This is a genomic window from Bdellovibrio sp. HCB290 (assembly GCF_047305925.1).
In the GTDB taxonomy this organism is placed as follows: domain Bacteria; phylum Bdellovibrionota; class Bdellovibrionia; order Bdellovibrionales; family Bdellovibrionaceae; genus Bdellovibrio.
Genome location: NZ_CP178620.1, coordinates 1509378 through 1528007, shown reverse-complemented (window position 1 = coordinate 1528007; position 18630 = coordinate 1509378). Strand labels below are relative to the sequence as shown.

General features: G+C 46.6%; 16 protein-coding genes. 3 read left to right on the top strand and 13 right to left on the bottom strand.

The features are described from left to right. Window positions 1-76 precede the first annotated feature (76 nt). A complete protein-coding gene (thrS, locus tag ACLVWU_RS07515) occupies window positions 77-2041 on the bottom strand; it encodes a threonine--tRNA ligase (RefSeq protein WP_413578373.1) in 1965 nt (654 codons plus the stop codon). A 283-nt stretch (window positions 2042-2324) separates the two neighbouring features. Between thrS and ACLVWU_RS07510 the strand changes: the two genes are divergently transcribed. After that, on the top strand, window positions 2325-2672 hold the full coding sequence (locus ACLVWU_RS07510; RefSeq protein WP_413578372.1) for a hypothetical protein: 348 nt from the start codon (window positions 2325-2327) through the stop codon (window positions 2670-2672). Window positions 2673-2721: 49 nt separating this feature from the next. Here ACLVWU_RS07510 and ACLVWU_RS07505 read toward each other — a convergent pair whose 3' ends face one another. The 12 genes from ACLVWU_RS07505 to ACLVWU_RS07450 form a co-directional block, all read right to left on the bottom strand. Next, complete coding sequence (locus ACLVWU_RS07505; protein ID WP_413578371.1) at window positions 2722-3954, bottom strand: BamA/TamA family outer membrane protein; 1233 nt, start codon at window positions 3952-3954, stop codon at window positions 2722-2724. After that, window positions 3945-4520 (bottom strand): hypothetical protein, encoded by a 576-nt coding sequence (locus ACLVWU_RS07500; RefSeq protein WP_413578370.1) that lies wholly within the window; start codon window positions 4518-4520, stop codon window positions 3945-3947. The genes ACLVWU_RS07505 and ACLVWU_RS07500 overlap by 10 nt, the downstream gene beginning before the upstream one ends. 103 nt (window positions 4521-4623) lie before the next feature. Next, the gene (locus ACLVWU_RS07495) at window positions 4624-5169 is read right to left on the bottom strand and encodes a hypothetical protein (RefSeq protein ID WP_413578369.1); all 546 of its coding nucleotides are present in this window, start codon (window positions 5167-5169) and stop codon (window positions 4624-4626) included. Window positions 5170-5284: 115 nt separating this feature from the next. Further along, complete coding sequence (locus ACLVWU_RS07490) at window positions 5285-6484, bottom strand: molybdopterin oxidoreductase (RefSeq protein WP_413578368.1); 1200 nt, start codon at window positions 6482-6484, stop codon at window positions 5285-5287. Window positions 6485-6492: 8 nt separating this feature from the next. Then, window positions 6493-7071 carry a c-type cytochrome gene (locus tag ACLVWU_RS07485; RefSeq protein WP_413578367.1) on the bottom strand — a complete coding sequence of 193 codons (579 nt, stop codon included), beginning with the start codon at window positions 7069-7071 and terminating at the stop codon, window positions 6493-6495. Window positions 7072-7073: 2 nt separating this feature from the next. Then, the gene (locus ACLVWU_RS07480) at window positions 7074-7598 is read right to left on the bottom strand and encodes a DUF3341 domain-containing protein (protein ID WP_413578366.1); all 525 of its coding nucleotides are present in this window, start codon (window positions 7596-7598) and stop codon (window positions 7074-7076) included. Then, window positions 7598-8959, bottom strand: a complete 1362-nt coding sequence (gene nrfD / locus ACLVWU_RS07475) for an NrfD/PsrC family molybdoenzyme membrane anchor subunit (protein ID WP_413578365.1) — start codon at window positions 8957-8959, stop codon at window positions 7598-7600. The genes ACLVWU_RS07480 and nrfD overlap by 1 nt, the downstream gene beginning before the upstream one ends. After that, window positions 8956-12099 (bottom strand): TAT-variant-translocated molybdopterin oxidoreductase, encoded by a 3144-nt coding sequence (locus tag ACLVWU_RS07470; RefSeq protein WP_413578364.1) that lies wholly within the window; start codon window positions 12097-12099, stop codon window positions 8956-8958. The genes nrfD and ACLVWU_RS07470 overlap by 4 nt, the downstream gene beginning before the upstream one ends. 17 nt (window positions 12100-12116) lie before the next feature. Then, a complete protein-coding gene (locus tag ACLVWU_RS07465) occupies window positions 12117-12659 on the bottom strand; it encodes a cytochrome c3 family protein (RefSeq protein ID WP_413578363.1) in 543 nt (180 codons plus the stop codon). A 216-nt stretch (window positions 12660-12875) separates the two neighbouring features. After that, window positions 12876-14534: a cytochrome c biogenesis protein gene (locus ACLVWU_RS07460; protein ID WP_413578362.1), complete on the bottom strand. Its 1659-nt coding sequence runs from the start codon at window positions 14532-14534 to the stop codon at window positions 12876-12878. Continuing rightward, entirely contained in the window at window positions 14535-15944 is a 1410-nt protein-coding gene (locus ACLVWU_RS07455) for a cytochrome c biogenesis protein ResB (protein ID WP_413578361.1), read from the bottom strand. A 60-nt stretch (window positions 15945-16004) separates the two neighbouring features. Then, complete coding sequence (locus ACLVWU_RS07450) at window positions 16005-16814, bottom strand: N-formylglutamate amidohydrolase (RefSeq protein WP_413578360.1); 810 nt, start codon at window positions 16812-16814, stop codon at window positions 16005-16007. A 62-nt stretch (window positions 16815-16876) separates the two neighbouring features. On the opposite strand from ACLVWU_RS07450, the gene ACLVWU_RS07445 reads away from it, so the two are divergent. Then, entirely contained in the window at window positions 16877-17452 is a 576-nt protein-coding gene (locus ACLVWU_RS07445; RefSeq protein WP_413578359.1) for a cob(I)yrinic acid a,c-diamide adenosyltransferase, read from the top strand. A 14-nt stretch (window positions 17453-17466) separates the two neighbouring features. Continuing rightward, entirely contained in the window at window positions 17467-18594 is a 1128-nt protein-coding gene (locus tag ACLVWU_RS07440; protein ID WP_413578358.1) for a hypothetical protein, read from the top strand. Window positions 18595-18630 lie beyond the last annotated feature (36 nt).

The window sequence follows — 18630 nt, the reverse complement described above, 5'->3', positions numbered from 1 at the left end:
CCAAAATTTCCTGAAAACTTGCTAATGGTAAACCTCCGGGGTTTAGTTAAAATCCAGCGCCACTTAAATGTGGCAACTAGTTCGTGCTTGCAGACTTCGCAAGAGAGCTCTGCAAACTTCTGTTACTAATATCAGTTGTAATCAAATTCATCACCTGATCCACAGTCAGACCTTTGTGTTCTGAACCGTCTCTCAAACGCAATGAAACCGTTCTGGATTCCGCTTCTTTGTCCCCTACGATAATCATGTAAGGAATTTTTTGAAGCTGGGCCTCACGGATTTTATAATTCAATTTTTCGTTACGGCGATCAAACTCGACGCGAACTTTGCTTTCTTTCAAAGAGTTCTGCAACTCTTCACAGAACGTGTTCACACGGTCCGTAACGTTCAGGATCGCCACTTGTACTGGCATCATCCACGGTGGCAAGTGACCGGCAGTGTGCTCCAGATAAACGCCGATAAAGCGCTCCAAAGAGCCCAGAATCGCACGGTGAAGCATCACTGGACGGTGTTCCTTGTTGTCTTCGCCCGTGTATTTCAAATCAAATGCCTGCGGAAGATTTGGATCCACTTGAAGTGTACCCAACTGCCAAGGACGATTCAAAGCATCCACGAACATGATGTCCAGTTTTGGACCATAGAACGCACCATCACCAGGATTCAGTTCAAATGGCAAATTCAGGGACTTCAAAGCTTCCGCCAAAGCACCCTCTGCCATATCCCAGTATTCCTCACTGCCCATACGGTTGTCCGGACGAGTGGAAAGGAAGATTTTGTAATTGCTCATGCCTAGTTTGTCATAAACGCGGTTAAGCAAATTCATGAACTTGGCGATTTCAGCCTGCAACTGATCCATACGGCAGAAGATGTGCGCATCGTCCTGACAGAACGTACGAACACGAGTCAAACCGTGCATAGCACCCGATTTTTCATAGCGATGCAAGCGACCGAAGTCCGCCATTTTGATTGGCAGATCACGGTAAGAATATTTCTCAGAGTTATAAAGCAAACAGTGAGAAGGACAGTTCATGGGTTTGGATGCGAAATCACGCTCGTCCACTTTCGTGAAGAACATGTTTTCTTTGTAGTTCTGATAGTGGCCGGAAGTATGGAACAGGTTCACGTCGAAAATTTGCGGCGTGATCACTTCCTGGTAACCCGTTTCGAAATACAACTCACGAAGGTAAGTTTGCAAAGAGTTGTAAACCGTTGCGCCCTTCCCAGTGAAGAACGGCGAACCTGGAGCCAGTTCGTTGAAATAGAACATGCCCAATTCTTTACCCAATTTACGATGGTCGCGTTTTTTCGCTTCCTCGATATTGTGAAGGTAAAGATCAAGATCTTTCTTATCGTTGAACGCTGTCGCGTACACACGTTGAAGCATGGCATTTTTTTCGTCGCCTCTCCAGTATGCACCGGCTACGGACAACAATTTGAATGCTTTGATTTGACCAGTAGACTGGATGTGAGGACCACGGCAAAGGTCAAACCAGTTAGTTCCATTGAAGTAGATACCAACATTGGTTTCGCCTTTTTTCGCAAGGTCTTCGATCAACTCAACTTTGAAGCGCTCGCCCATTCCTTTGAATGTTTCAATTGCTTTGGCGATTGGCCAGTCTTCACGGTGAATTGCCAGATCTTTGGAAACGATCTCGGTCATTTTCTTTTCGATTTTTTCGAAGTGCTCTTCAGTGAAGGCAAACGGAGAATCGAAGTCATAGTAGAAACCATTGTCGATCACTGGACCGATAGTTACTTTAACTTCAGGCCAGATATCCTGAATCGCCTGAGCCATAATGTGCGCGCAAGAGTGACGAACAACCTCAACGGATTCCGGAGATTTTGTGGTGACCAGAGCCACCTTCGTTTGATCTTTCAAAACAGTGCGAAGATCAGAAATTTCAGTTGATCCATTTAGTTTTGCACCAAGAGTTTCTTTAGCCAAACGGGGGCCAATGGACTGCGCCACTTCCAGCGCTGTCGGTTCATGGTCAAAAACCTTCGTCGAGTTATCCGGCAGAATAATTGTAATTTGTGACATTATGATTGCGTGCTCGTGAACGAGCTATTTTTTAGAGAGATAAGTGATGATTCAAGTGCGATATTTTGCATCACATTATTAGTAATCCCCGGGGCTTACAGGGTCAAGTGTTCTCGGTCTCCACAGGGCTCAAAACAGATTTGCCACATTGTGTTAATCGTCAGCAGTTGCACTACAAAAACCTAATATTTTGCCCCTAGGTCTCCCCTGGGAACGATTCTGGCTCCCCCATGCAATTCGTTTGGAACGATCCTAGAGATAGATTTAATCAAGGGAGGATCCCATGAAAAGAGCATTACTTACACTCGGGATACTGATCATTTCTTCCAGCGCAATGGCAGCGGTTGGCAGCTCTGGAGTTGGCACTGGCCAAAGTTCTGGCCAAAACCCCACCGGCCAAACCCCAGCTCAAACCACTGTGACTGGACCGACAAACACTCAAAATCCGACAAATCAAAGTAGCAGCCCTACAACTTCACAAGCTCCACTTTCGACAGGTCGACCATCAACCACAACGGATCCGACAACTACGAACCGACTGCCTTCGTCTTCAGACCGGGCTATGCAACAACAGCAACAACAGCCGCAGCAACAAAATACGACACCGAGCTCGAACACTCGCAGCTATTAAAGCTGAACTTTAACTCCTAACCACAAGCGCCCACTAAGGGCGCTTTATTTTAGAACGCCTGATTGACCGAGAAATAACCAACCCAATCATCGCCGTAGGCCACATCCACGCGGAAGTCGACGGGATTTTCCCGTCCCAATCGATAGCGAATCCCGGCACCACCAGCCCACAAAAGATCAGTTAAAGTAAACTCTGAGACTTTCCCGATAACATCCCCGAACCCGCCGAAAACAACATACCCCCAATGAGCAGCAAAGCGATGACGATACTCTGATTGTGCTGCCCACAAAATATTATCCCGGTACTGTCCAGCCTTGTATCCCCGCATATCCTGTCCCTGACCGAAGACTGCCATGTTGTAAAACGGAACGTCCCCGATGTTGGCCTCTGTCGCAGCTCGAACTGCAATCACATCTTCAGAAAAAACCGTGAAGTATTGATTATAACTGACTTTATAGCGTTGAAAGGTGTGATCTCCACCGAAGTTCTTATCGAAGAACTGCCCTTGGAAATTTGAATAGATCCCGGTCGTCGGATAAAAACTGTTATTACGGCTGTCGTACTGCCCTTTGAATCCTGGCAGCCAGTTTTCATCGGTAATGGTTCTGTTTGAAACTTCCGGCGGCAGTTGATCAAACTCAAAGGAGGTCTTCATTTTGCTGTATCCCAAAGTGACCCCCAGAAAGAATCCTTCAGCCAACTGAGGGAGTAACTGCGCACTTCCGAAAGCAGCATCTTGCTCCATCAAGACATACTGATCCCGGACCCCCGCATCTTTTCCCGTTCCATAAAAGTCAGAGTTGATCCTGGCGGCCCCACCGAAAACATTTAGGCGCAGACGATCCTCATTCAACCGGCCAACATAACCAAGCACTCCACCGTAACTTTTCTTTTGAGTTCCAAATACAGCACCAATCCCCATCGAAGGCTTCACCCCTTTGGACGTGGGAAAAATCTTTTGACCCAACAATGCCAAACCCCAACCTTGAGAGGGGTTGTAATTGGGAACCGGCGCGAGCACCAATTCGCCCTTGGACTTCTTCTCCTTGACTCCCGGCTCAGGTTTATAAAGTGTGTCTTCGTCCGCCTCTACATCAGAGCCGGCGGTAGGCTGAAAATCCAATGGCGTTTTCTGAGTAGGATCCAGCATCGGCGGTTCGTGATGTTCAAAATCATTCACGTCAGATCCAAAGTTGCTGGAACTTTGAATCTCGGCCCCAGCCGACTGGCCGTTTACTAAAATAAGAGCCAGCACATAAAGAATCGACTTTTTTAACGGCATAATTCTGTGACTCGTCTCATGTCATTAACGTCATCGCATTCAAAGCGACCTAACTGAGAACAAATCCGATTTATACAGCTTGCGTCTTTCACGTCATAACACATACGCGTGACATTAAAGAGTTCACGTTTTTCATCACAATCAAATCGATCCATCTGGTTGCATACGGCCGTTACACACTCTCCGTTTACACCGTCACACTGACAGGCAATGTCTTTAATTTTGCTATCCGTACTGCAATCGTAACTTTGCATTTGATCACATACGGCACGCACGCAACGGGCGGTATCAGGATCCCTTGGATTACAATAAGGGGGCTTGGCTGGTGGACGAGGTTTTGGTGGCGCTGGCGGTGGTGCGGGCTCTGGAGCTGGCGCCCCGTCTCCAGGTTCATCAGGCAATGGCAGGGGCAGAGAAAATGTTCCTCTGGTGAGTTGCTCGTAAAGCTGCAGCTTTTGATAATTGGCACGAATTGGCCGGCTGTCTGAATCAGAACCCTTTGCCTGCAGACAGCCCAGAAAAAATATCAAACTCAACACTCTGACAAACGCCCTGATTGATTTCATTTTGATTCCTCTGTTATTTAAATTTCAACAGACAGAACCAGAATCGAGCAACCCTGCGATTCTCAGAGTGGAAAAATGCAAATACCCGCTTAGGAATACTTAGCTATTTGGATTCTTCCGGAGTCGTCACCGAGGCTGGCGTTGCCGCTGGTGCTTCAGATTGAGGAATGTTTGAATTCTTAAACAGATCCTTCAACACTCGAGGATTCCCCGCTGCATCGAAATCATAGGTCTTACTGCCATCATAACCACGCAAGTGATTACACTCGTAGCTAAGGGCATAGTCATAGGTTTTGCCACCCTTAACGACACGAATTCCATAACGAGGATTAAAACAACCCGGCAAGGCCAAACCTTCTTTGTAGGATTCAGCAGCGTCCTTGAACTCCAAAGCCGCTTCCGTCACGTCTTCCGGTTGCAACTTGATCTCGCCCAAAATTTTAAAACCATGAAAATCAGTGGCTCCGGTCCCCTTCTGAGCAGGGTCCAACGAATACACAGTAGCGGATTGAGGTTCCTGCAGATGATTCAAAAATGCCATCTCTGCTTTTGCCGCTTTTATTTCCTTGGTTGCTTCCAAGGAATCATACTTCCAATCGCACGCTGCCACGGCTGCGATAACAATCAAAGCTCCGACTAAATACTTCATGAAACTCCCTAACCAACGAACCGTTTAAAGAAACGGTTTAGATACTATAATGCATGAAACGACAAAAGCCACCCTTGGGGTGGCTTTTGTTAAGAGTCCAGCGTTAAGGCAGGACCTAGTAAGCTACGTGATGACTCAAAGCCTCGTGCATACGAGGATCTTTGATTGGCACCAGATTGTGCTTAGACCAGAAACCCATAATGCAGTGAAGGAACAAACCAGCGAAACCAGCGAAAATACCGATTTCCCAGAAGCCGAACACTACGTGACCATGGTTAAAGTTTGGATAAACCATCCAGTAGATATCCAGGTATTGCATTACCAATACCAGAGTAGAGATCAACAATACGTTCGTATCGCTTCTTTTTGCATCACGAGGAAGCAAAGCCAGGAACGGTACCACGAAACGGAAGATCAAAAGACCTACAGAGATCGGCATCCAACCATCCAAAGCTCTCATGATGTAGTATTCAGTTTCCTCTGGGATATTCGCATACCACATAAGCATGAACTGAGAGAACGCAATGTAAGCCCAGAAGATTGAGAAACCTTTAAGGTACTTCACAACGTCGTGCTGATGCTCAACGGTCACATAACCTTTAACCCAACCAGAACGTCTCATGAAGACGATCACGATCGCAAGGAATGCCATACCCGCCTGGAACATACCAGAGAAGCAGTAGATCCCGAAGATCGTTGAGTACCAAGTTGGCAACAAAGACATCAACAAATCCACAGAGAAGAAAGAGAACGCCAATGCAAAGAAGCACAGGAAGCCGACAGCCGGGCCCACGTTTTTGTGAGTCAGTTTTTCGTCGCCAGACTGGTCTTGCTTAATGGAGTTTCCAACCATCACCCATTTGAAAATCATGCAACCCACAACGAAGATCAACAAACGAATCACGAAGAATGTCGGATTCAGGTAAGCTGTCTTGGCTTTGATCACAGGGCTTTCCGCGATCACTTTTGGATCTGCCCAGATGAAAAGATTTTTGAAACCGAACAACAAGATCAAACCGAACACCAAAATGTACGGAATGAAAGAAGTCGTTGCTTCAGCAAAACGACGGATGGATACAGACCAACCTGCTTTTGCTGTGTTGTTGATTGCGATCCAGAACAATCCGCTCAAGCCCATGCAAGAGAAGAAAAAGAATGCAACCAGGTATGAAGTCCACAAGCGGTCCTGGTTTTTAAGCAAGCCCACTGCGAAAGTGATCAGACCGATCGCCATCAATACAAAGCTCAAAGTTTTAAGCTTTTGTGGCGCTTCGAATTTACCCAAATGTAGATCTACGTGTTTATGTTCACCCATACGTAATCCTATTTTCCATCACGCTTCTCAAGGAAGCGAATGTAGTTAACAACCTGCCAACGATACTTTTGCGGAATGTGAGAAGCATAAGGACCCATCACACCTTGTCCCACAGTAATCACGTGGTACAGGTGAGCATCTGGCCAGCCTTTCACTTTATCGCTCAACATTGGAGGTGGCTTCAAAGCCATTTTTGATGAAACAACAGACTTCGCAGCCTCGCCGCCTTCACCTTTATAACCGTGGCAAACTGCACAGTTCGTTTCGTAATACTTTTGACCTACCAACAAAGTCTCTTCATCCATTTTGCCAGCCAATGGATTTTTCAGGTTCTTGATAGCCCCTTCCAAATCAGTCGCATAACGGTATGGTTCGAAACCTTGTGGAACTGTTCCTTCAGGAGGTACACGCATACCGCTGTGATGAGGAGCACCCTCATCGTAGGATTGCGCTTTAACCGCCGGAGTCACCATCATATCCTGAATGATCTCAACGTTTGGTTTGTTGCCGCGAGGGCCACAGCTTGTCAGCGCCATTGCCGACAAACCTGCTGCTACAACAAGAGTCATTTTACCAAGTCTTCTCATCTCTAGTACTCCGTCTTCTTCACTTCAACTGCACCCAGCTCTTTGAACAAGTTCGTAAGCTTGGATTCGTCATAGATAGAATCGTTGTGAGGAACAAAAATCGCAAACTTATGGCAGCTCAAATCCGGATCAATGATCGGCGGATCGATGCGAGGCATTTTACATGCATAGAACAAAGCGCCTACAGATGAAAGTGCTGCGAACAAGATCGTCAATTCGAACATGATAGGTACAAATGCAGGCAACGAGAAGAACGGCTTACCACCGATGTTCACGGCCCAGTTCACTGCTGAAGTCCAATAAGTCAGACCCAAACCAGCAGACAAACCCACGCAACCAGCAACGAAAGTCACATACGGAATCCAAGAACGTTTGATACCGCAAGCTTCTTCCATACCGTGAATTGGGTAAGAAGAAATAGCTTCAAACTTATTGGAACCAGATTCACGCATCTTGCGTGCAGCCTTCAAGATTTTTGCTTCATCCAAAAAGATGCCAGCAATACCTTTAGTATATTGAGCAGCCATTAGTGGTGCCCTCCTTCAGTGTCATAACCAACGTGTAGAACAGGCTTAACTTCCGCGATAGAAACCGCTGGGAACAAGCGCAAGTACAACAAGAACAATGTCAGGAACATACCGAACGAACCTACAAGGACGCCCGTATCCCACCATGACCATTGGTACATACCCCAGTTCGCCGGCAAGAAGTCACGGTGAAGAGAAGTAACAGTGATCACGAAACGCTCAAACCACATACCGATGTTAACGAAGATGGAAACCACGAACATCACAGGGATAGAACGGCGGAAACGTTTGAACCAGAAAACTTGCGGAGACAATACGTTACACGAAACCATGATCCAGTATGACCAAGCATAAGGACCGAAAGCACGATTCACGAATGCGAAACGCTCGTACGGGTTGCCAGAGTACCATGCAATGAAGAACTCAGATGCGTACGCATAACCAACCAGCATACCAGTCGTCATGATGATTTTATTCATCACTTCCATATGGTCCAGCGTTACGTAGTTTTTGAATTCAGGGAAACCGATACGTACCAAAGTCATCAACGTCACAACCATCGCGAAACCGGAGAAGATCGCACCGGCAACGAAGTATGGAGGGAAGATCGTTGTATGCCAGCCTGGCAAATTCGAAACCGCGAAGTCGAAGGATACGATCGTATGTACGGAAAGAACCAGTGGAGTCGAAAGACCCGCTAGCAACAAGTACAACATTTCGTAGTGCGACCAGTTTTTCGCAGTACCTCTCCAACCCAAAGAAAGTGCGCCGTAAATTGTTTTACGCAATTTGTTTTTTGCACGGTCTTTGATAGTTGCAAAGTCAGGAACCAAACCGATGTACCAGAACACCATGGAAACCGTCGCGTATGTAGATACGGCGAATACGTCCCATAGAAGCGGAGAACGGAAGTTCACCCACAATGGACCACGTTGATTCGGATACGGGAACAACCAGTAGTCCAACCAAGGACGACCCGTATGTAGCAACGGGAACAGACCCGCAGTCATAACGGCGAAAACCGTCATGGCCTCAGCGGTACGGGCTACTGATGTTCTCCACTTTTGGCGGAACAGGAATAGAACCGCAGAGATCAGTGTACCGGCATGGCCGATACCGATCCAGAATACGAATGTAACGATCATCGTACCCCAGAATACCGGATGAGTTACACCCAGCAAACCGATACCGATACCCACTACACAGGCAAGGATTACGATGTAAAATAGAAGCAAAGTTTTTGCGCCCAGGAACATTCCCACCCAACCTTTGGATGGGAATCTTTCCAATGGAGCACAGATATCATCACTGACATCTTTCAAAGACTTATTGCCAAGGACTAAAGGGCTACGCTTAATCATGAGTGCTCACCTTGTTTTGCAGTACCGTGACCATCGTGGCCACCAGTTGATTCTTTATCATTGTTACGGATTTTGGAAAGGTAGCGAACAGATGGTTTTGCATGCCATTCTTCAAGCAACGCGTAACCACGCTCTTTCTCTTCAGCTTTCCAGATTTTAGCAACTTCACTGTTTGGATCGTTCAGGTCACCGAATACGATACCGCCTGTTGGGCATGAAGTTTGGCACGCAGTTTTAATATCGCCGTCTTTCAACTGACGTTTTTCATTGCGAGCCTGAGTTTTGCCGTCCTGGATTCTTTGTACGCAGAACGTACATTTTTCCATCACCCCGCGAACACGAACACCCACAGATGGATTCAAAGCCATGTGCATTGGTTTTTCGATCAACTTCGCGTAGTTGAACCAGTTGAAACGACGTACTTTGTACGGACAGTTATTCGCGCAGTAACGAGTACCAACGCAACGGTTGTAAACCATGTCATTCAGACCTTCATCTGAGTGAGCCGTCGCGATAACCGGACATACTGTTTCGCAAGGAGCATTGTCACAGTGTTGACACATAACCGGCTGGAAGATTGCTTCTGCGTTTGCGATATCACCTTGATAGTAACGATCGATACGCAACCAGTGCATGATACGACCTTCAAGAACGTACTTCTTACCAACAACAGAGATGTTGTTTTCAGATTGGCAAGCAATCACGCAAGCTGAACAGCCTGTGCAAGTGTGAAGATCTACAGCCATACCCCATTTGTGACCGGAGTATTGGTGGCCAGACCAGATGTTCCAAGTGTTGTGTCTGTGGATACCAGCGGATTTATCTTTATTGAAATCCTTCAAAGTCGCTTCAGCAGCGATTTGACGGCCTTCCATAGAGAAGTTTCCTGAAGTCCCCGCCAGGTCATATTTTTTACCCAGTTTTGTGAATGTCGCAGTTTGACCCGCGAAGATCACTTTACCCGCTTTATCAACAGCGATGAACTCGTTCATGTTTTTACCAACGCCATTCGCCACTTTACCAGCGCGAGTGCGTCCGTAACCAACAGCAACGGCCATAACTTCGTCATGAAGACCCGGTTGGATGTAAGTCGGAAGATCTACAGACTTGTCACCCACTTTAAGAGTGATCATAGAGCCTGTTTTCAAGCCGTTCTTTTCAGCCATACCGATAGAGATCATCACGTAGTTGTCCCAAGTCAGCTTCGTCACTGGATCTGGAAGCTCTTGCAACCAACCTACGTTGGCAAGAGAACCATCCATGATCGCCACTTTAGGGTAAAGAACAAGTTCCATACCTTCTTGAGCTTTAGCCGGCTTGATAGAAGTGAATGCATCCACTTTGAAATTACGAGCACCAGAGCCACGGAACAATTCGCCCACGTAACCTTTTTGCAAAGCTTCCAACCAGAAATCTTCAAAGCCTGCGCCTTTACCGTATTTCGGGTGGATGTCTGATTTCCAATAAACTCTCAAGTAGTCATAGAAAGTTTCGTAATCACGAAGACGTGATGGACCTTGTTTCGCCATGAACGCCCAAGTCATCAAAGACAACTGGAACGAACGAGTGTCGTACATAGGACGGATTGCTGGTTGGCAGATGGAGATAACACCTTTACCAACTTCAAGATCATTCCAGGATTCCAACGCGTGGTTGTCTGGAGTGATGTAATCAGCAAACACACCTGTTTCGTCAACACGGTCACCTGTGTAGATAACCATTTTAACTTTCTTAACCGCTTCAGCAAAACCCATTGCTGATGGCAAAGAATAACCAGGATTTACTTTGTGCATGATCAAAGTTTGAACTTTGCCGTCTTTCATATCCTGGATCAACTGAGCCATGTCAGCGTAAGACGCAGTCAAAGCCGTGTTCGCAGATTTGGAATCAACAGTTTTACCGTCATTTTCCAATACGGAGTTCAACATGTTCACTGCAACTTGAAGCTCTGTCGCTTTGTCAGTCAAAGTCGTGATACCACCGGCAACAACCAATGATTCACCTTTATTTGCCCAAAGATCAGAAGCCACTTTTGCAAACATCGCAGCATCGATACCCAATTTTTTTGCAGTATCTGCAAACGGCGCCAAAGTCGCTTTCACATTGCCGTTGCCAGCGTATGAAGAAAGACCTTTCACCACGATGATTTCGTGAAGAAGACCCATCACAACATCAAGTTGCTGGGATGGTTTGATTTTGAAACGAATATCAGAGTTTGCACCCGTCAATGAGTAGTTGGAATCAAACGACACCATACGGCTCATGTTCTTGATGTCTTTACGACCTTGTGTGAACTGATGAGTGTGTGCTGTTGGATTCAACCATGTACCCAGGAAGTCTGCATCGATAGAAACGATCATTTTCGCTTTATCGAACCAATACTGAGGAACTACGTCATCACCGTAAGAAGCTTTTTGACCATCACGGATTTCTTCGTGAGCGAAAGCATCCCAAACAACTGTTTTAGCTTTGAAACCCTGAGCGAAGTCAGAGATCACAGCGCGAGTGGAAGGAGACGCGATTGGACCGGAAAGGATCGCCACGCCACCTTTTGCCAATTGCTCAGCAACTTTTTTATCCAGCTCTTCCCATTTCACATCGATGATTTGGGAGTTTGATTTCTTTTCGTTGAAAAGATTGCGTTTTGGACCTTGCAGTCTTTCCGGATCATACAGGGACATCAACGTCGCTTGAGAGCGAGCGCTCAAGCCGCCTTGAGTGAACGGATGTGCAGGATTTGATTCAATGTGAATCGGACGACCTTCGCGAGTCTTGATAAGCAAGCCCATCGCATCGCTGCCGTCGAAGTATGCAGAAGAATAGTAATTCGCCTGACCAAGAGTTACCTCTTCAGGCATTTTGTTGTATGGAACGATTTTTTGTACTGGACGACGTACGCAAGACGCTGTCGCCATAGCCAAAGAAGCACCCATCAACTTCAGGAATTCACGACGTGCCCAACCGCCTTCATCATCGCTTTCGCGAAGTGGAGAAGACTTGAATTCAGTCTCTGCTCTTTCCTGAAACTCAGGACCACCGATTTTTTCTTCAATCGTTTCCCAGAATTTCGTGTCACGCACGATTTTCGGGCGCAACGCTTTTTTCATCTCTAATTCATTATCAGTATGCATTTCAGACATAATACCTTCCGAAACCCTTAGTAGTGACAAGTTGAGCAGTTAATAGGAGCTTTGTTCTCTGGTTGACGGTGACAGTTCACACACCAGCCCATAGAAAGGTCAGAGTATTGCTCCACGCGCTTCATCGTTTCAATCGGACCGTGACATGTTTGACAGTTCACGCCTTTAGCGATGTGTGCGTTGTGATTAAAGTGTACGAAATCTGGAAGCATGTGAACGCGAACCCACTCAACCGAGCCGCCGCTATCATAAGCTTCACGAAGTTTTTGAATTTCCGGCTTGTCTGTCGCTACTTGCAAGTGACAGTTCATGCACGTTGATAGTGCTGGAATATTCGAGTGTTTGGATCTTTCCACTTGGTTGTGGCAGTATTGACACTGAATTTTGTTGGTTCCCGCATGCAGTTGGTGATCAAACGCAATCGGCTGCTCTGGAGCATAGCCTTTGTTGTAACCCCAACCTGGTTGGAATTTACAACCTGTGAGAAGTGTTGAAAAAATCATGAGCGCGCTGAAACAAGCTAACACGCCCGCCGTCGTACTTCTAAATACCCGATGCATAATCATCCTTTTGCTAAACTCCTATCCTCTTGTTGTAACTGAGGATTGAGGCCAACAACGCTGTCCTATATTTATTTTGCCCTTATTTAATGACTTAAAAGTCCAGTTGTCCATATTCTTTTTGCAAGCATATTGAAAAAGCGAGAGGTTTCAAGGCTCTCGCTTACTTTTTGTGCAAAAAACTTTTCGCATCAAAACTAACTGATGCGAAAGTTTCTATGAACTTTTCGCTGATTTCTTAGTGCGGCCTTGGCGCAAAACCCACACGTACAGCACAAATAACAAATGTGCAGCCACAAAAGCAGACACGTATTCAACGCCGCCAGCACCGAATCCGTAAGAATGAAGCCCCGCACCAAGAACGAAGTTCACACCGTACCAAGCCATGATAACTAAAGAGAAAGTGATAATCGCTGTCACTACCATGCCGAAATTTTTGATCATCCCCGCGTATCTTGCATGAAGAACTGCCAAATAACCAAGAAGCGCAATCAGAGCCCAAGTTTCCTTTGGATCCCATCCCCAAAAACGACCCCAGGAATAGTCCGCCCAAATACCGCCCAAGATAATTCCCGGTGCTAGGAACGCGACGCCAATTTGCATAGATCTGTAAATCGCTGTCACTACCGCGCGAATTTTCTCGTGGTTTTTTTCTTCGCCGCGCAGATAATAATATAGACCAAGATCACCCAATCCGAACGCCAAGAAGAACGCGGCGTAACTGATAGTGATAGTCATCACGTGAATCGTCAGCCAATAATTGCTGCGAAGCACTGGCTCCAACGGTTGAAGAGTCGGATCCAAAACTGCCGGCGCAAAGTCAGCGATTACCAATCCAAACGCTGCAACCAAAGCTCCCGAGAAAAGCACGATACGGAATTTATAGATGAGCTCAAGAATTGCGGCGAAGAACACAGTCCCCCACGCAACCCATACCACGGTCTCATACATATTTGAAACCGGTGCTCTATCCATGATGAACATGCGCACACCGAAACCGTAAGTGTTCAGAATAAATCCAAGCCCCAGGAATACCCACGCTACTTTCATAAGGGATTCTTTGGACAAAGCCCAAACCAACAAAATTGCAATCGCCGCAAGGATGTAAAACACATAAGCCCAGCGGAAAGGATGGAAGCTGTTGTAATGAACCTCGGCCTTGATTTTAGTGTCGTGATCATAAAGCGCTGGGTTTTCTGCGCGAGCCGCTGTTTCAAATGCCACAACCGCTTCATCCAACTTCGTCGCGGCAGCATCGATATCTGCCTGATTGGCGCCACTTGCAATACCACCAATATAGCTAACGAAAGACGTCGTGATGCCCATGAATTTTTGCTGGAAGGATTCTGGCAGTTCTGCCACTGCGATCCAACTGTCACCCTCTTTCGGAGGAAGAACCTTCAACATGCGGCCCGCAGCCACTTCCTGAAATACGAAATACTGATTTTCCAGTCGCTGCAAAGCCTGGAAATAAGGATTCAGCTTTTCTTTGGTTTCACGTTTTGCCTGAAGCTCCTGACGAAGCAAACCAAAACGGTCATTGCCAAACAATTCCTGACCATTGAAATAACGTTGATCCTTTGGAAGTTTCATCGCCTCCAACACCTGGTGATTGCGCACTTCAAAGATTTTCTTATCGGCCCACGCTTGTGGCGATAACATCCAGGTCAGGATGATTTCCGTGGCCTTGCGCCCCTCATAGGTGCCCTTGCCGTAGACGATCTCCAACATTTCTTTGGCAAAGCTGTCGTAAGGCTTGATACGACCGCCATCTTGCACTGGCATGTATTTCAGTTGATCCCCAGGCTTTGCAAAAGCAGTAGCGCCCGAGAACGAAAGTAAAACCGCTGTCAAACAGAGCAAAAACTTATTCATCTATTTTTTCTCGCTGTCTTTCTTTTTGGCTAATCTAAAATCCAAATGTTTAAACCACATTAAAAGCACGATCCCCAAACTCAAGATCAAAGAACCTGCATACTTCCAAACTCTTCCAGGATCGGCATTGACGGAAAAGATCGAAGCCACGGGATGCCCGTTTTCCTCTTGGAAGGAAGCCTGGTAAATTGTGAGTCCGCGATATTTCAGCGGCTCGTTCATCGAAATTTCGATTTCACCCAAATCCGGAACTTCAACCACGCTCTTGTATGAGGCCGCTCTCATAGTGCCCTGGTAGCGATCCACGGCAAATGATTTCAGCTGAATTGGAAAGCCCACATCGATACGACGATTACCGTAAGTCAGCAAATAAACCGCGTTGTCAGTGAAAAGCTTGACCATATCGTTCAACAAAACCCAGTGAGGCTTGTCCTGAAAAATAATTTTCACAGCTGAAGTCGTCATCGGAGTTGGACGATCGATCTCCTGCAAATCCCAGTCTTCCAAAGCTGATGGAAGGAATCTAAGAACGCGGAAATCCAACGCCATCTTAAAGCCCGGATCAAAAACTTCGCCTTCTTTGATGAAACCTGATTTACCTACTTTGTCTGATTCCTTATAGAAAACAGCATAGCGCAAGCCGCCCTTTTCTTTAACGGGCTCAAGGTAAATCTCATTGCGCATTTGGCCTTTGGCAGGAATTGGGCCCAAGTGAACTTGTGCCGGACCAAAATCATGCGTCTGCAAAGCACCCGCTTTTTTCTGCACCAACCACTCGATCACATTCACGTTGGGATTTTGCACTTGAAAGCGCAATCCTGAACCCGCTTTGCCAGCTTCATCAGCGACAACCTTGCGCGATGGCAGGACATACTTTTTGTAGTCAACGATCTTGATATCACCCGCGTAAACCGGAATGACAGCTGGCTTGGCCTCTGTCGGTGGCTTGGTGAAAAAGTCGACCTCGTGTTCGTAGGTCTTGGAATAACGATCACCATCGAAAGAGCTGTATACCACCAGGTCCGTTTCCGATGTTTGTACCAAGTTGTTCTTCTGACCGATGTCGATTCTCATCGAACCATCCAGACCGTACTTCATCGTCAGCAATCCACCGAATAACAAAATGATGATACCAATGTGAGCCAACACGAAGGCCACGTGACGCTTCTTCCATGGCAGACGATCCACCATCACAGCGATCAAATTGATCACGAGCATCCCCATGATCGTGTACATGTACCAAGTGTCGTAGACGAGTTTTTTTGCCGCATAGGCATCGTACTTTGCTTCAACAAAGGTACCTACGGCCGTGATAACCGCAATGGAGATAATAATGAAAACCGCGAGCTTTAAACTCGCCAACGGTTTGTTCAGGCTTTTGATTACAGATTTCAACGAAACTTTTACCATAGAGCGTTTATCTTTAGATGAAAGCCCGCCCCATGACTATGCTTTTCGGCCTTCGACACCCTACGTTAGGTGCTGCAAATTGTTGCGGATATAGCTGAGTGCGAAGCTGATTTTCTCCTGCACTTTTTTAGCTTCTTCGGGTTTTAGCTTTTTGGTTTTTTCATCCATGTACAGTTCACGGTTCATTTCGACCTGCAAAGTGTGCATTTCGCGACTTGGATCACCGTACTGCTCCGTGACGCGCCCGCCAAAATACGGCCAGTTGTATCCAACTTTAAACCCTGCGGTCACATAGGCCGCGATGACCAGATCTTTGAATCTTGGATCACAGCTTTTGCCTTTGCTGTCGCTGACCACGATGTCAGCACGACGCTCTCCTGGATCGCGATGCTCGCTCGTGCCAACCGATGGCATGCTGTGGGCATCAATGTGAAAAGTTTTAGCATAACCTTTTGCGTGAAGTTTCGCGTAAAGGTCACGGATATTACTATGGAAAGGCTCATATACCAACTTCACCAGTTCGTCGTGAGCTTGCTGGCTCATCGGCTCTTTCATCAGCTGATGTTTGTAAGTTGTGATCACCCAGTGAAAACCACGATTGTGCATTCCTGCTGGATTCTTGTTACCGATCACCGATGTTGAATCCACATCTTCGGGAACACGATTCATATCTGCGGCATAGCGATGCCACTCGGTTTTCACATAGGGAATTTGCAGCTTGTGGAGTGTCGGCTCGTACAGAAAATCGACATAGCGATCCACGTCGCACATCACGATTTCTTCCGGCAGAGTGTTCAACCACGGAGTTTGTGGTGGGATTTTCTCTCCAGAATGCGGGATTGTTACCATTAACGGCGCTGTGATTTCCATAGGAACCTCTCTTGACCCCTTAACAGTAAAACGCGACACTTAAATTGAAAAGGGCAAAAGTTATGACGACACCTCCCAAAGCAAAGATCTACACGCGCACTGGCGACAAGGGCACGACTCGTTTGGTGGATGGCTCCTGCGTCGAAAAATTCAACCCACGCGTCGAGGCCTATGGCACCGTGGATGAGTTAAACAGCACCCTCGGGGTTTGCCGTTCTTTATTGCGCGACTACCCGCTTTTGCTTTCTTTGGATGATATCCTTGAGAAAATACAAAATGAACTTTTCAATATCGGAAGTTTACTGGCGACTGAAAAAGATGAAGTCTTTAAGATGTTGCCACCGATTACAGCCGAACAAATCCGCTTGATCGAACTTAAAATTGACGAACTGACGGCTGATTTGCCCGAGCTTCGCAATTTCATTCTGCCTGCGGGTCATATTGTGGCTTCACACCTTCATGTGGCGCGCACCTGCTGCCGTCGCAGTGAGCGTCGTTCGGCGGAAATCGCTGTTCGCGATGAACGCTATGCGATGAGTTTGCAATACCTGAATCGTCTGAGTGATTTTTTATTCGTGGCTGCTCGCTGGGCTAATCTGAAAATGGGACAGACCGAAGTCCTTTGGCAAAAAACTTAAAGGGCAACGACTGAATGAAACTTGAGATCGCCTCCCCGGATGATTCCGCCGCCTTAGTTGAATTTTTCAAAAGCTTTCCCCTGGATGGCCCTTTGCAAATCAAGATTGATCGCAACAAGGACTTCTTTAAGCCCTATGAAATTCATGGCGAAAAAGCCCTGACTTATGTTTTGAAGGACGAAAACAATCTGGAAGGCATGGCAAGCTTTGTGGTGCGCGATGTTTTACTGGAAAACAAAGTGCGCACAGTAGCCTTCGGCCGCGATTTGCGTATCGCCCCTAACCGTAAAGCCATTCTAGAGTGGGGGAAGCACTTTCTGCCTGTCATGAATGAAGTGTCTTCGGTCCTGGATGCGAAATACTTTTTCACAGTCATGAGTTTGAATGAAGCCAAGTCGATGAACGCCTTCGTTCGTCAGCGCAACACCAAGCGATCTCTGCCTCGTTACTATTTATTCCGTCGCTTGAATATGGTTTCATTGCATGGCCGATTCCCTTGGGCAAAGAATCCGTTGCCTCACTTGCGTATGCGCCATGGAAACGCCTCCAACGTTGATGCTTTGATTTACTATATTTCGCAAAAATCCCGCTCCAAAGACTTGGCGACCGTGTGGGATGCGCAAAGCTTTCATGACAAGTTAGAACGCTGGCAGGGTTTGAAACTGGAAGATTTCATTATCGCCTTTGATAAAAACGAAAACATTGTGGGTTGTTGCGCTCCTTGGTCTGCTGAAGGCATGCAGGATTTTATTCCGATGACTTACAACTTGAAGGCTCACAATTTCCGTCAGTTTTTGAAATTCGGAAAAATGCTGGGTTGGACCCGCACTATGACGAAGCCTTTTTCCCGTTTGAAAATTGAAGCCAGTTTAAATTTCAAATATTTGAATTTCCTGCACGCGGATAACGGCGATATTTTCGAGGCTTTGCTATGGAAGGCTTTTGATGATGCTCGAGAGAATGAGTTTTTGGTGTACAACCAGATGCGCTCGGAGTTCATCTATCGCAGGCCTATGGACTGGGTCTCTGCGAAGCTGCCATTTGGTGTTTACTTGATGTTGCCACCAGACCAAGAGCCGCCATCGTTCTTGCATCCGTCTAATGAGCGACCTATTGAGATGGAGCCGTTTTTTACGTTTTAGATTCTGATTTACTCCCGCGAATCTGAGTTGACGCAA

Bases quoted from the DNA above. Each gene is read 5' to 3' on its own strand.
- ACLVWU_RS07490 (WP_413578368.1), bottom strand. From the start codon at position 6,484: ATGGGTGAACATAAACACGTAGATCTACATTTGGGTAAATTCGAAGCG.
- ACLVWU_RS07505 (WP_413578371.1), bottom strand. From the start codon at position 3,954: ATGCCGTTAAAAAAGTCGATTCTTTATGTGCTGGCTCTTATTTTAGTA.
- ACLVWU_RS07460 (WP_413578362.1), bottom strand. From the start codon at position 14,534: ATGAATAAGTTTTTGCTCTGTTTGACAGCGGTTTTACTTTCGTTCTCG.
- ACLVWU_RS07455 (WP_413578361.1), bottom strand. From the start codon at position 15,944: ATGGTAAAAGTTTCGTTGAAATCTGTAATCAAAAGCCTGAACAAACCG.
- ACLVWU_RS07465 (WP_413578363.1), bottom strand. From the start codon at position 12,659: ATGCATCGGGTATTTAGAAGTACGACGGCGGGCGTGTTAGCTTGTTTC.
- ACLVWU_RS07440 (WP_413578358.1), top strand. From the start codon at position 17,467: ATGAAACTTGAGATCGCCTCCCCGGATGATTCCGCCGCCTTAGTTGAA.
- ACLVWU_RS07485 (WP_413578367.1), bottom strand. From the start codon at position 7,071: ATGAGAAGACTTGGTAAAATGACTCTTGTTGTAGCAGCAGGTTTGTCG.
- ACLVWU_RS07450 (WP_413578360.1), bottom strand. From the start codon at position 16,814: ATGGAAATCACAGCGCCGTTAATGGTAACAATCCCGCATTCTGGAGAG.
- ACLVWU_RS07510 (WP_413578372.1), top strand. From the start codon at position 2,325: ATGAAAAGAGCATTACTTACACTCGGGATACTGATCATTTCTTCCAGC.
- ACLVWU_RS07445 (WP_413578359.1), top strand. From the start codon at position 16,877: ATGACGACACCTCCCAAAGCAAAGATCTACACGCGCACTGGCGACAAG.
- nrfD (WP_413578365.1), bottom strand. From the start codon at position 8,959: ATGATTAAGCGTAGCCCTTTAGTCCTTGGCAATAAGTCTTTGAAAGAT.
- ACLVWU_RS07480 (WP_413578366.1), bottom strand. From the start codon at position 7,598: ATGGCTGCTCAATATACTAAAGGTATTGCTGGCATCTTTTTGGATGAA.
- thrS (WP_413578373.1), bottom strand. From the start codon at position 2,041: ATGTCACAAATTACAATTATTCTGCCGGATAACTCGACGAAGGTTTTT.
- ACLVWU_RS07495 (WP_413578369.1), bottom strand. From the start codon at position 5,169: ATGAAGTATTTAGTCGGAGCTTTGATTGTTATCGCAGCCGTGGCAGCG.
- ACLVWU_RS07500 (WP_413578370.1), bottom strand. From the start codon at position 4,520: ATGAAATCAATCAGGGCGTTTGTCAGAGTGTTGAGTTTGATATTTTTT.
- ACLVWU_RS07470 (WP_413578364.1), bottom strand. From the start codon at position 12,099: ATGTCTGAAATGCATACTGATAATGAATTAGAGATGAAAAAAGCGTTG.